At 73.8% G+C, this 13,029-nt stretch carries 11 protein-coding genes; 10 read left to right on the forward strand and 1 reads right to left on the reverse strand.

Annotated features, from left to right (window positions below; genetic code table 11):
• Window positions 1-10: 10 nt before the first annotated feature.
• The 5 genes from IEX22_RS01695 (at window position 11) to IEX22_RS01715 (ending at window position 6,324) form a co-directional block, all read left to right on the forward strand.
• Window positions 11-1,498, forward strand: a complete 1,488-nt coding sequence (locus tag IEX22_RS01695; protein ID WP_188665373.1) for a dihydrolipoamide acetyltransferase family protein — start codon at window positions 11-13, stop codon at window positions 1,496-1,498.
• Window positions 1,499-1,502: 4 nt separating this feature from the next.
• Window positions 1,503-2,462, forward strand: coding sequence for an oxygenase MpaB family protein (locus IEX22_RS01700; RefSeq protein ID WP_188665375.1), 960 nt, complete (start codon window positions 1,503-1,505; stop codon window positions 2,460-2,462).
• Between the two features lie 64 nt (window positions 2,463-2,526).
• Window positions 2,527-4,671: a 4-alpha-glucanotransferase gene (malQ, locus tag IEX22_RS01705; protein WP_188665377.1), complete on the forward strand. Its 2,145-nt coding sequence runs from the start codon at window positions 2,527-2,529 to the stop codon at window positions 4,669-4,671.
• A gap of 268 nt (window positions 4,672-4,939) precedes the next feature.
• Window positions 4,940-5,518 carry a sigma-70 family RNA polymerase sigma factor gene (locus IEX22_RS01710; protein ID WP_188665378.1) on the forward strand — a complete coding sequence of 193 codons (579 nt, stop codon included), beginning with the start codon at window positions 4,940-4,942 and terminating at the stop codon, window positions 5,516-5,518.
• Window positions 5,515-6,324: an anti-sigma factor gene (locus tag IEX22_RS01715; RefSeq protein ID WP_188665381.1), complete on the forward strand. Its 810-nt coding sequence runs from the start codon at window positions 5,515-5,517 to the stop codon at window positions 6,322-6,324. The genes IEX22_RS01710 and IEX22_RS01715 overlap by 4 nt, the downstream gene beginning before the upstream one ends.
• A gap of 31 nt (window positions 6,325-6,355) precedes the next feature.
• Here IEX22_RS01715 and IEX22_RS01720 read toward each other — a convergent pair whose 3' ends face one another.
• A complete protein-coding gene (locus IEX22_RS01720; RefSeq protein ID WP_188665384.1) occupies window positions 6,356-7,600 on the reverse strand; it encodes an aminotransferase-like domain-containing protein in 1,245 nt (414 codons plus the stop codon).
• Between the two features lie 90 nt (window positions 7,601-7,690).
• On the opposite strand from IEX22_RS01720, the gene IEX22_RS01725 reads away from it, so the two are divergent.
• From IEX22_RS01725 to IEX22_RS01745, 5 genes are all read left to right on the forward strand, one after another.
• Complete coding sequence (locus IEX22_RS01725; protein ID WP_188665386.1) at window positions 7,691-8,743, forward strand: glutathione S-transferase family protein; 1,053 nt, start codon at window positions 7,691-7,693, stop codon at window positions 8,741-8,743.
• 74 nt (window positions 8,744-8,817) lie between these two features.
• Window positions 8,818-9,300: a MarR family winged helix-turn-helix transcriptional regulator gene (locus IEX22_RS01730; RefSeq protein ID WP_188665389.1), complete on the forward strand. Its 483-nt coding sequence runs from the start codon at window positions 8,818-8,820 to the stop codon at window positions 9,298-9,300.
• A 121-nt stretch (window positions 9,301-9,421) separates the two neighbouring features.
• Window positions 9,422-10,330: an SDR family oxidoreductase gene (locus IEX22_RS01735; RefSeq protein WP_188665391.1), complete on the forward strand. Its 909-nt coding sequence runs from the start codon at window positions 9,422-9,424 to the stop codon at window positions 10,328-10,330.
• Between the two features lie 83 nt (window positions 10,331-10,413).
• Window positions 10,414-11,217 (forward strand): SGNH/GDSL hydrolase family protein, encoded by an 804-nt coding sequence (locus IEX22_RS01740; RefSeq protein ID WP_188665394.1) that lies wholly within the window; start codon window positions 10,414-10,416, stop codon window positions 11,215-11,217.
• 37 nt (window positions 11,218-11,254) lie between these two features.
• A complete protein-coding gene (locus IEX22_RS01745; RefSeq protein ID WP_188665398.1) occupies window positions 11,255-12,955 on the forward strand; it encodes an AMP-binding protein in 1,701 nt (566 codons plus the stop codon).
• Window positions 12,956-13,029: the final 74 nt, after the last annotated feature.

The raw sequence follows: 13,029 nt of genomic DNA on the forward strand, positions 1-13,029 counted from the left end.
GGGAGCGGACATGGCCCAGACGTTCAACCTGCCCGACGCCGGCGAGGGACTGACCGAGGCGGAGATCGTCTCGTGGAAGGTCTCGCCCGGCGACACCGTGGCGATCAACGACGTGCTCGTGGAGATCGAGACCGCCAAGTCCCTCGTCGAGCTGCCCAGCCCCTGGGCCGGCACCGTCGGCGAGCTGCTCGTGGCCGAGGGCGTGACGGTGGAGGTCGGCACCCCCATCATCACCGTCCTGGAGACGGGGGAGGCCCCCGGCGCCCCGGCTCCGGCCGCCCCTGCCGAGCACGAGGACCCGACCCCGCCCGACGTCGGACCCCAGCCGGCGGTGCCCGGCCCGCTGGTCGGCTCCGGGCCCCGCGCCGACGCCGTCAAGCGCCGTGCCCGGCACACCCCGACCCGGCCGCCTCACTCGACGCCCGCGAGCCGGGAGACCGGCACCCGGGACACCGGCAGCCAGCACACCGGCACCGGCGCGGCGCCCACCCCGAGCCCGCGCCCGCAGGCGCCCGCCACCCCGCCGGCGGCCGCCCCCGCGCCCCCGTCGCCCTCGACAACGCCCGCCGCCGCGTCCTCACCGGTGCGCGCCGCCGGGAACCGGATCGAGCGGCTCGTGCAGCGCGTGCTCGCCAAGCCCCCCGTCCGCAAGGCCGCCAAGGACCTCGGCATCGACCTGGCGGACGTCACCGCGTCGGGAGCCGGCGGGGAGGTGACCCGCGACGACCTGCTCTCCTACGCGGAGCAGGTGGCCCGCAACCAGGCGCTCGCGCCGCAGTTCTGGGACGCCGACCAGGACCGGATCGAGCGGGTCACCGTCCGTGGCGTGCGCAAGGCCACCGCCGCGGCCATGGTGCAGTCCGCGTTCTCCGCACCGCACGTGTCGATCTTCGTCGACGTCGACGCCAGCCGGACCATGGAATTCGTCCAGCGGCTCAAGGCGTCCCGCGACTTCGAGGGCATCAAGGTCTCCCCGCTGCTCATCCTGGCGAAGGCGGTGATCTGGGCCGCCGCCCGCAACCCGCAGGTCAACGCCAGCTGGGTGTCCGGGCAGACCGGCGACGAGATCCACATCAAGCACTTCATGAACCTCGGCATCGCTGCCGCCACCCCGCGCGGGCTGATGGTGCCCAACATCAAGCATGCCCAGGACCTGACCCTCAAGGAGCTCGCGGTCGCGCTCGGCGAGCTGGCCACCACGGCCCGGGCCGGGAAGACGAAGCCGGCGGACATGCAGGGCGGCACGCTGAGCATCACCAACATCGGCGCGCTCGGCATCGACATCGGCACGCCGATCATCAACCCGGGCGAGGTGGCGATCGTCGCGTTCGGGACCATCCGGCAGAAGCCCTGGGTCGTCTCCGGTGAGGTGATTCCGCGGTGGATCACGACGCTGGGCGGCTCCTTCGACCACCGCGTCGTCGACGGCGACCTGTCCGCCCGCTTCATGGCCGACGTGGCGGCGATCATGGAAGAGCCGGCACTGCTGCTCGAGTGAGCCGATGAGCCTCGACCTGCTCGGCGTGTTCCGCCGCGAGCTGCAGCTGACCTTCACCGGCTCCCCCGGACGGGAGCCGGACTGGTCGGCCGCGCTCGCCGACGGCGACGACGCCGGCTTCCTGGGGCCCGGGTCCGCCGCCTGGGCGGTGCACGGGTCGATGGCTCCCATCGTCGCCGGCGTGCGGGCCCTGATGATGCAGGCCCTGCACCCCGGTGCCCTCGCCGGGGTGTACGAGCACTCCCGGTTCCGGGAGGACCCGCTGGGCCGGCTGGCCGGCACCATCCGCTGGATCTTCACCGTCACCTACGGGGACACCACCGCGGCCCGCTCGGCGTCGTCGCACGTGCTCGCCCTGCACCGGGCGGTCACCGGCACCTACGTCGACGGCGACGGGACCGAACGGCCGTACGCGGCCAACGACGCGGACCTGCTGCGCTGGGTGCACCTGGCGTTCACCGACTCCTTCCTCGCCGCCCACCTGATCTGGGGCTCCTTCTGGGGCGGTCGCGGGTCGATCCCCGGCGGGCCGGACGCGTACGTCGCCGAATGGGCCGTCGCCGGGGAGCTGATGGGCGTGCCGGACCCGCCGCGGACGGTGGCCCAGCTGCACGAGGCGCTCGACGACTACCTCCGGTCCGGTGCGCTGGCGCACAGCGACCGGCTCGACGAGGTGATGCGGTTCCTCCGGGCACCCGGACTCAGTCCCCTGCTGCGCCCCGGTTACCGGGTGCTGGTGGCGGGCGCCGTCGCCAGCCTGCGAGAGCCCTACCGGCAGCTGCTCGGCCTGCCGCGCCCACGCCTCGGCCCGGTGCCGCTGCCCGCCGTCGCCGGCACGCGCGCCGTCCTCGCCGGGGTGCGACTCGCCCTCGGCCGCCGCGGACCCACCGAGACCAGCGCCCGTCGGCGGCTGGCCCGGCTCCGGTCGGAGCAGCAGGACGGCGAGTCCCCTGACATAGGGTGAGGACAGGCCACCGCCGTCTCGATGCCGGCCGCCGCCGGCGTCGCCGCACCCCCCAGGCAGGATCATGACCGACTCTCCCGAGCACCCCGCGACCGCCAGTCTCTCCACCGACCGCCTGCACGCCCTCGCCCGCGCCTGGCGGGTCGACACGACGGTCACCGGGTTCGACGGCGTCACCCGGGACGTGCCCGCCGCCACGCTCGTCGCCGTGCTCGCCGCCCTCGGCGTCACCGTGCGCGACGACGCGGAGGTCGACGCCGCCCTGGCCGACCGGGAACTCGCGCCCTGGCGGCGACTGCTGCCGCCCGTCCTCGTCGTCACCGAGGGCGAGGAGCGCGCGTTCCCCGTGCACGTCCCGCACGGGGACGACGTGCTCGTCTGGGTCGAGACCGAGGACGGCCGCAACCTCTCCGTGCCGCAGCGCGACGTGTGGACGGAGCCACGCGAGGTGGACGGCCGGCTGACCGGGCGTGCCACGTTCGCCGTGCCGGCCGGGCTGCCGCTGGGCTGGCACACCGTCGGCGCGAAGTCGGGCAACCAGCTCGGCAGCTGCCGCCTGATCGTCACGCCGCGCCGGCTGGCGACCGCCGACACCGTCGGCGCCACCCGGCAGTGGGGCCTGATGACGCAGCTCTACTCCGTGCGCTCCCGTCGCTCCTGGGGCGTCGGCGACCTCGCCGACCTCGCCGACCTGGCGTCGATCAGCGGGGCCGAGGGCGCCGGCTGGCTGCTGATCAACCCGCTGCACGCCGCCGAGCCGGCCCCGCCCGTCGAGCCGTCCCCCTACCTGCCGACCAGCCGCCGGTTCTTCCACCCGCTCTACATCCGGGTGGAGGACATCCCCGAGTACGCGTACCTGCCCGGACCGGAACGGGCGCGCGTCGCGGACCTGGCGAGCGCCTGCTCCGCGGCCAACACGAGCGTCGACGCCATCGACCGGGACCCCGTCTACACGGCCAAGCTCGAGGCGCTGGCGCTCGTCCACGCCGTCGAGCGCGGTCCGTGGCGGCAGGACGCGTATGCGCGGTTCGTGCAGCGTGAGGGCGCCGGGTTGCGGGACTTCGCCCTCTGGTGCGCGCTCCGGGAGCGCCACGATCCCGACGCCGGTGACTGGGTCAACCCCGACCTGTCCGACGCGCAGATCGGCCGGCTGCGATCGGAGCTGGCCGACCGCATCGACTTCTTCTGCTGGTTGCAGTTCGTGGCCGACGAGCAGCTCGCCGCCGCGCAGCGGGTGGCCGAGGGCGCGGGCATGGGCGTCGGCATCCTGCACGACCTCGCCGTCGGGGTCCACCGGCAGGGCTCGGACGCGTGGACCCTGCGCCACGTGCTCGCCCCCGGCGTGACCGTGGGCGCGCCCGCCGACATGTACAGCGCGCTCGGGCAGAACTGGAACCAGCCGCCGTGGCACCCGGAGCGGCTCGCCGAGGCCGGGTACGTCCCGTTCCGCGACATGCTGCGCACCATCCTGCGGCACGCCGGCGGCATCCGGGTGGATCACATCCTCGGCCTGTTCCGGCTGTGGTGGGTGCCGGAGGGCACCGTCGCGGCGGATGGCGCCTACGTGGGCTACGACCACGAGGCGATGATCGGCGTCCTCGCCCTGGAGGCCCAGCGCGCCGGCGCCGTGGTGATCGGGGAGGACCTGGGGCTCTTCGAACCGTGGGTGCGGCGCTACCTGGCCGACCGCGGCATCCTCGGCACCTCCATCCTCTGGTTCGAGTTCGACGAGGCGCACGACCCGCTGCCCGTCGAGCGGTACCGCCGGCTCTGCCTGGCCAGCGTCAACACGCACGACCTGCCGCCGACCGCCGGGTACCTCAGCGGGGAGCACATCCGGCTGCGGGAACGGCTCGGCCTGCTCGACGCCCCGCTCGAGCAGGAGCTGGCGGCCGACCGGGCCGAGCAGGAGGCGTTCCTCGTGCTCGCCCGGGAGCGGGGACTGCTGCCCGAGGGCGCGGACGAGGAGCACACCATCGCCGCGCTGTACGAGCTGCTCGGTGCCTCGCCGGCGTGTCTGATCGGGGTCTCCCTCGTCGACGCGGTGGGGGAGAAGCGCGTGCAGAACCAGCCCGGCACCAAGGACGAGTACCCGAACTGGCGGGTGCCGCTCGCCGACGCCGACGGTGCGGCGGTCCTGGTGGAGGACCTGGCCGCCAGCCGGCGCGCCCGCGGGCTGTTCGCGACGGTCGCCCGCGCGCTGCGCTGACCTCGGGCAATCCGGCCTCTCGACCCGCTCCGAACAGGGGGTGTCGTCATCCGACGACGGCCCACTCGAGCCGGGGCCGGGCAGGAGGTGGGGTCGTGATCACCCGTCGGGTCGGTCATGCGCCTGCCCCGTGGCATCGAGCCGGGCGCTCCGGGGGGAGCGCGTTGCGTCGGGCGGCGTGGGGGCCGCCCGACGTCTCGTGCGGTGGGGCGCCCCTCCCGCGCGGCGCTCCGTCGGTCGGAGCCGGGCGAGGTGACATGCTGGGACCATGATGACGCCGCCGGACTCCGCGAGGGCGTCCGACGCGTATCTGGAATCCGTGATGGCACGGGTGGCCGGCGGCGATCGGGACGCGTTCAGCGACCTGTACGACGCGACCTCCGGCCACCTGTTCGCGGTGATCCAGAAGGTGCTGCGCAACCAGGCGCTCAGCGAGGAGGTCCTCCAGGACGCCTACGTGCAGATCTGGCAGCAGGCCGCCTCCTACCAGGCCGGCCGCGGCCGGGTGATCACGTGGTGTCTGACGCTGGCACACCGCCGGGCCGTCGACCGGGTCCGGTCGGTGCGTGCCAGCCGGGAGCGGGATCTGACGCAGGGCGCGAAGGAGTACCAGGAGTCCTACGACGACGTCGAGGACACCGTGGCCATCCGGCTGGAGGCCGAACGCGTCGACCGGGCGATGGCGGAACTGAACGCCGGCCAGGCGGCCGCGATCAAGCTCGCCTACTACGGCGGGTACACGCAGCAGGAGATCGCCCGGATCATGGACCTCCCCCTGGGGACGGTCAAGACGAGGATCCGGGACGGCATGAGCAGACTTCGCACGACATTGGGGGTGAGGACATGAGCGAGCAGCACGACGACCACGGACCGGACTTCTCCGACGTCGAGGCCGAGCTCGGCCTCGGCCTGCCCCCGCTCCCCCCACCGCCCGCGCTCAAGGCCCGCGTGCTGGCGGCGATCGCCGACCTGCCGCAGCAGGCGCCCGCCCGCGCCGAGGCGCCGACGGAACCGCAGCGGGTCACGCCGCTGCCGGTGACGCGGCCGCACGAGACGGTGCCCGGGCCGGCCGGCCGTGCCCCGGGGGACGGTGCCGGAGCCGACACCGCGGCGGACCGTCCCGAGCCCGTCCACGACGGCCGCGACGCCGACGTGGTGCAGCTCCGCCGGTGGCGTCGCACCGCGGCGTGGCTCGGCGCGGCCGCCGCCGTCCTGCTCGTCGCCGGCGTGGCTCTCGGGGGCTGGGCGAGCAGCCTGAACCAGCAACGGGTGGACGCCGAGCAGCGGCTGAGCGATCAGGCGGCCCGCCAGAACGCCGCCCTGGAGGTGTTCACGGCGCCGGACGCCGTCATCCGCGCCGCACAGGCCGGGACCGGAGGATCGGTGAGCATCGCCTCGTCGAAGTCGCTGAACCGGTCGGCGGTGATCAGCCGCGACCTCCCGGCGCTGAGCGCGAACCAGACCTACGAGCTCTGGTACCTCACCGGCCAGCAGGCGCGGGCGGCGGGCACGTTCTCGGCCTCCGGCGGTGTCGCCTACACGTCGCTGGAGGGCCGGCTCGACGGTGCCACGCACATCGGGATGACGGTCGAGCCCGCCGGGGGATCACCGGCGCCGACGACGACGCCGATCGTCGTCCAGCCCACCGCCTGACGGCGGCGTCCTCGCGCTGGGGCCGGCCCGGTCACAGCGCGGCGCGGATCACCCCGGCCAGGCGCCGCACGCCCTCGGCGATGGCGTCCTCCTCCACGGCGCTGAAGGACAGCCGCAGGCTGGCGCTCGGCCCGTCCGCGGCGGTGAAGGCACTGCCCGGCACGAAGACGACGCCGGCCTCGATGGCCGGGGCGAGCAGCGTCTCGGCGTCCAGGTGGCCCGGCAGCGTCAGCCACACGAAGAACCCGCCGGTCGGCGTCGTCCACTGCACGCCGTCCGGCATGGCGGACTCCAGGGCCGCGACCATCGCCTCCGCCCGCGTCCGGTAGACCTCGCGATACGAGCGGACCTGTCCGACCCAGTCGAACCGATGCAGGTACTCGACGGCGAGCATCTGGTTGAACGCCGGCGGGCACAGCACCACGCACTCGTTCGCCAGGTACAGGCGACGTTTCAGGTGCGCGGGAGCCAGCAGCCAGCCCAGCCGCAGGCCGGGGGCGAAGATCTTGGAGAACGTGCCGAGGTAGACGACGTCGTCCGGGTTGTCCGCCCGCAGCGGCCGCGCCGGCTCGCCGTCGAACGCGAGCATCCCGTAGGGGTTGTCCTCGACGACGAGGACGTTGGCGGCCCGGCACACGTCGACCACGCGCTGCCGCCGGTCCGCGGCCAGCACCGCGCCGGACGGGTTGGCGAACGACGGGATCGTGTAGAGGAACTTGACCCGCTTGCCCTCCGCGGTCACGGCCGCGATGGCGGCCTCGAGGGCGTCCGGCAGCAGCCCGTGCTCGTCGGAGTCCACGGGCCGCACGTCCACCTCGTACGCCTCGAACGTGTTCAGGGCACCGACGTAGGTCGGGTCCTCGGTGAGCACGACGTCGCCCGGGTCGCAGAACACCCGGGTGCACGCGTCGAGGGCGGACTGGGCACCCGTCGTCACGACGACGTTCTCCGGCACCGCGTCCGTGATCGCCTCCTCGGCCATCACCGTGCAGATCGCCCGGCGCAGCTCGTCGGTGCCCTGACCGCTGCCGTACTGCAGTGCGGTGGCGCCGTGCTCGGCGATCAGGTCCCGGGCGATGTCCCCGAGCTCGTCCATCGGCAGCGTCTGCAGGAACGGGTTCCCGCCGGCCAGCGAGATCAAGCCCGGCCGCATCGAGATGTCGAAGACGTTGCGCACCGCGGACTGCTTGATGTGCAGCGCCCGCGCCGAGAAGAGGGTCTCGTGGCGATGGGCGTCGGTGAGCCGGGTCGCGACGTCCGGGAGAGGGGTGTTCATCCGGCCAGCCTAACGGCGGGTTTCCCATCGGTCACCCGTTGATTCCCCACCCTGCGGGTCGCCGGGACGGGTCGCTCCTAGACTGGCGCCATGACGCAGAGCGAGCAGCAGGCAACGCCGACCGACGAGTTCACCACCCGCGGTGCCTACGTGCACGAGGGCGAGGAGTACACGCGGGACACCGCGTACATCGAGGACCGGATCACCCGGGACGGCCGGGACGGCTGGCCGGTGGAGGCGGGCCGGTACCGGCTGATCGCGGCGCGGGCGTGCCCCTGGGCCAATCGCACGATCATCGTGCGCCGCCTGCTCGGGCTCGAGGACGCCATCTCCCTGGGCCTGCCCGGCCCCACCCACGACGCGCGGTCGTGGACGTTCGATCTCGACCCCGACGGCAGGGATCCGGTGCTCGGCATCGAACGGCTGCAGCAGGCGTTCTTCGCGCGATTCCCGGACTACCCGCGCGGCATCACCGTCCCGGCGATCGTCGACGTGCCCACGGGCGGCGTCGTGACGAACGACTTCGCCCAGATCACCCTCGACTTCTCCACCGAGTGGGTGGATCACCACCGGCCGGGCGCCCCGGCGCTGTACCCGCAGGACCTGCGCGAGGAGATCGACACGGTCAACCGCCGCGTCTACACCGAGGTCAACAACGGCGTGTACCGGTGCGGGTTCGCCGGCAGCCAGGACACCTACGAGGCGGCGTACGACCGGTTGTTCACCGCCCTGGACTGGCTGGAGGACCGGCTGACGACGCAGCGCTACCTGGTCGGCGACACCATCACCGAGGCCGACGTGCGGCTGTTCACGACCCTGGTCCGCTTCGACGCCGTCTACCACGGCCACTTCAAGTGCAACCGGTCCACGCTGTCCGAGCTGCCGGTGCTCTCCGCCTACGCCCGGGACCTGTTCCAGACGCCGGGGTTCGGCGACACGGTGGACTTCGTGCAGATCAAGCGGCACTACTACATCGTGCACAAGGACCTGAACCCGACGCAGATCGTCCCGGTCGGCCCGGACACCGGCTTCTGGCGCACGGAGCACGGTCGGGAACGGCTCGGCGGGTCGCCCTTCGGCGCCGGCACGGCGCCCGGCCCGGTCCGCGCGGGCGAGGAGGTCACCCCCGGACACGGAGCCTGAGCCCGGGGACCGGACCCGCCGCGGCTGACCTGCGGCACCTGCTTGAGGGTTGAACGTCGTGACATCATCGGGGCATGGTGGCGACGTGGCTGGATGCACAGGAGCGGGACGCCTGGCTGGCCTTCCTGTTCACCTCGATGCTGGTGCCCGCCGAACTCGACAAGCAGCTGCAGCGCGCCGGCCGACTGTCCTTCTTCGACTACTCCGTGCTGGCGCACTTGTCCGAGGCGCGTGACCGGACCCGCACGATGAGCGATCTGGCCGCCTGCACGTCGTCGTCCCTGTCCCGGCTCTCCCACGTGGTGACCAAGCTGGAGAAGCGGGACTGGGTGGAGCGGTCCGCGTCGGCCGAGGACGGGCGCGTGACGGTGGCCCGGCTGACGGACGACGGCTTCGCGCTGCTGGCCGCGCTCGCGCCCCGGCACGTCGCGCGGGTGCGGGAACTCGTGTTCGACGCCCTCGACGAGCGGGACGTGCACGACCTCGACCGGGTCAGCCGCAAGATGCTCGCCAACATCGACGAGGACCACTGGTTCTTCCGCCGCGACGAGGACTGACATTCGCCGGCGTGGGACCGGGTGGCGATCGACGGCGGTCGTCAGTACGCTGATGAATTGTCCGCTTCCCGTCCGCGCGGCGCCGGTCCTTCGCACCGCGCGACGACCCGATGGAGGTGCCATGTCCGAGACGAACGACAGCGACCAGACCACCGTGCAGAACCCGGTCGACCAGCACGAGTCGATCAGCCCGCCGGAGCAGCACCAGGACCCGCCCGGCCTGGACAGCGAGATGACCCCGACCGCCGACCTCGGCGAGGAGTCCTACACCGGGGCGGACCGTCTCGCCGGGCGCCGCGCCCTGATCACGGGTGCGGACTCCGGCATCGGTGCCGCCGTGGCGATCGCCTTCGCCCGGGAGGGCGCCGACGTCGCCCTCGCCTACACCCCGGCCGAACAGAGCGACGCCGAACGCATCGCGGGCCTGGTGCGCGACGCGGGCCGGACTGCCGTGCTGCTGCCGGGCGATCTGCTGGACCGCGACTACCGCAACGGCCTCGTCGACCGCGCCGCCACCGAGCTCGGCGGCCTCGACATCCTGGTGAACAACGCCGGCAAGCAGGTGGCCGTCGAGACGCTCGAGGAGCTGACCGACGAGCAGGTCGAGCAGACCTTCGACATCAACATCGTGGCCATGTACGCGCTGTCCCGGGCGGCCCTGAAGCATCTGCCCGCGGGCGGCGCGATCATCAACACCACGTCGATCCAGGCGTACGAGCCGTCCCCGACGCTGCTGGACTATGCGGCGACGAAGGCGGCGATCAACGCCTTCACCAAGGGCCTGGCCCAGCAGCTGGCCGAGCGTGGCATCCGCGTCAACGCCGTGGCGCCCGGGCCGATCTGGACGCCGCTGCAGGTCTCCGGCGGCCAGCCGAAGGAGGCGCTGCCCGAGTTCGGCAAGAGCACACCGCTCGGCCGCGCCGGCCAGCCCGCCGAGCTCGCCCCGGCCTACGTCTTCCTGGCCTCCGCCGAGTCGAGCTACGTGCTCGGCGAGACGCTCAACGTCAACGGCGGTATGCCCGCACCGTGATCGTGGCCGTCTCCTCCCCGTCGACGGGCGGCCGTTCACCCGGTGTTCGGCCGCTCGTCGCCCGTCGTCCCTAGCGTGCCCTCATGGCGGGACGATTCGTGGCCCTCGGCGACTCCTTCACCGAGGGCGTCGGCGACTGGAACGCCGCCCGGCCCAACGGCGTGAAGGGCTGGGCGGACCGGGTCGCCCGGCAGCTGGCCCGGCAGGATCCCGCCTGGGAGTACGCCAACCTCGCGATCCGCAGCAAGCGGCTGCGCCAGATCGTCGCGGAGCAGCTCGGGCCGGCGCTGGCCCTGCGGCCCACCCTCGTCACGCTCTACGCCGGTGGGAACGACATCCTGGACCTGCGCACCGACGTCGTCGCGCTGATGGCGCAGTACGAGGAGTGCGTCGCCGCGCTCGCGGCCAGCGGCGCGCGCGTGGTCCTGTTCACCGGCTACGACCTGAAGATCAGCCCGCTGCTCGAGCCGTTCCGGCGCCGGCACGACGTCTACAACGACGAGGTGCGCCGGATCAGCGCGGCGCACGGCACCGACCTGATCGACTTCTGGTCCCTCACCGCCTACCGGGACCCACGGTTGTGGGATCCGGACCGGATGCACATGTCGACCGCCGGTCACCGGTACATGACGGCCCGGGTGCTCGAGACCCTCGGCGTGCGGTACGTGCCGAACCTGCCCGACGACGACCCCGAGCGGCGCGGTGTGCGGCAGGCCCTGCGGGCCGAGCGGGAGTGGGTCACCGACTGGGTGCTGCCCATGTTCGGGCGGAAGCTGCGCGGCGTCACGCTCGGGGACGACCTCGAGCCCCGCTGGCCGGACCCGATCCGCCCGGCGGAGGGCATGAAGCGGTTGGCCCGGGCGAGGATGGCGCGGCTGGCAGGATAGGGGCACCCGTCAGCTCCGAGGCCGGAGGGAGTCTCCCATGACGCAGTCCGAGGACGCCGCCGATCCGGCGACCCTGACCGACCTGCTCGCCGCGGCGGTCCGTGACCACGGTGACGCCCCGGCCACGGACGTGTCCGGGCAGACGCTGAGCTACCGGGCCCTCGCCGACCGGGTGGACCGCGCCGCGGCGGGACTGGCCCGGCTGGGCGTGGGCCGTGGTGACCGGGTGGCGCTCGTGCTGCCCAACTGCCCCGCCTTCCTCGTCGCCGCGTTCGCGGTCTGGCGCCTGGGCGCCATCGCCGTCGCCCACCACCCCGATTCCCGGGGTCGCGAACTGCGCCATCTGTTCGAGGACCACACGGCCGACGTCGCGATCGTGTGGACCCGCGTCGCCGACCGCGTCGACCGGCTGCCGGAGGACGCCAGACCCGCGCACCTGATCACGGTCAGCCTCACCGAGGACCTGCCGTTGCGGCAGCGGCTCGCCCTCCGGCTGCCCAGCAGTGCCGCGCACCGGCGCCGCGAGACGCTCGGCGACCGGCCGGCGCCCCGCGGCAGCATGGCGTTCACCCGGCTGCTCGAGCACGGGTCCGCGGCCGCCCTCCGGCGCATCGACCCACCCGGGGCGGACGACGCGGCGGTCCTGCAGTACACCGCGGGCGCGACCGGGGCGCCGATGGGGGCGATCCTGCGGCACCGCAACCTCACCGCCAACGTCGCCCAGGCCCGCGCGGTGCTGCCGGAGCTGCCCGCGGGCGCCGTGGTGCACGGCGTCCTGCCGTTCGTCCACGCCTGGGGGCTCACGCTCTCGCTGCTGCTGGCGTTGCGCGCCGGAGCCCGGCTGGTGCTGTTCCCGACCGTGGACCTCGAGGACGTCGTCCGCGCGCAGCAGCGGCTGCCCGCGGAGTACCTCGTGGCCGTCCCGCCCCTGCTGGACCGGCTGGCCGCGGCCGCGGAGGCCCGCGACGTCCGGTTCGACGCCCTGCGCTTCGCCTTCTCCGGCGGCACCGCGCTGCCCGAGCGGGTCCGGGCGCGGTGGGCGCGCATCGCCGGCGGCCCGCTGATCGAGGGCTACGGCCTGAGCGAGGCCTCCCCGCTGGTGCTCGCCGGGCCGCCGGACGGGAACGCCGCCCCCGGGACGGCCGGGCGACCGGTGCCCGGGACCGCGATCCGGGTGGTGGACCCCGACGACCCCCGACGGGACACGCCGGGTGTGGCGGGGGAGCTGCTCGTGCGCGGGCCCCAGGTGTTCACCGGGTACTGGAAGAAGCACACGGCCACGCGGCAGGTGCTGCTGCCCGACGGCTGGCTGCGCACCGGTGACGTGGTGACCGTGGCGGACGACGACGTCGTCACCGTGGTGGACCGGGTCAAGGACGTGATCGTCAGCGGCGGGTACGCCGTCACGCCGTCCGAGGTGGAGGCGGTGCTGCGCGACCACCAGGGGGTGCGCGAGGCCGCCGTCGTCGGCCTGCTCACCGTCACCGGCAGCGAGGAGGTCGTGGCCGTCGTCGTGATGGACGAGCACGCCCGCTTCCGGGAGGAGGCCCTGCGCGCCTGGTGCGCCCGGCGCCTCGCCCCGTGGAAGGTGCCGCGGCGCATCGTCGCCGAGGACGCCCTGCCGACCGACGCGTTCGGCGCGGTGAACCGGCGGCGGCTGCGCCACCAGCTGGCCGAGCTCGCCTTCACCGGCCGGCTGCCCGTCACCGACCGGGCGGAGGGGAAGCGTCGCAGGTGAGCACCGGTGCCGGGTGGACGGGACGACGGAGGCATCCCGTACGCTACGAGCAGCACGACATCAGCAGGGGGACC

The sequence above is a fragment of the Tersicoccus solisilvae genome (genome assembly GCF_014643255.1).
In the GTDB taxonomy this organism is placed as follows: Bacteria; Actinomycetota; Actinomycetes; order Actinomycetales; family Micrococcaceae; genus Tersicoccus; species Tersicoccus solisilvae.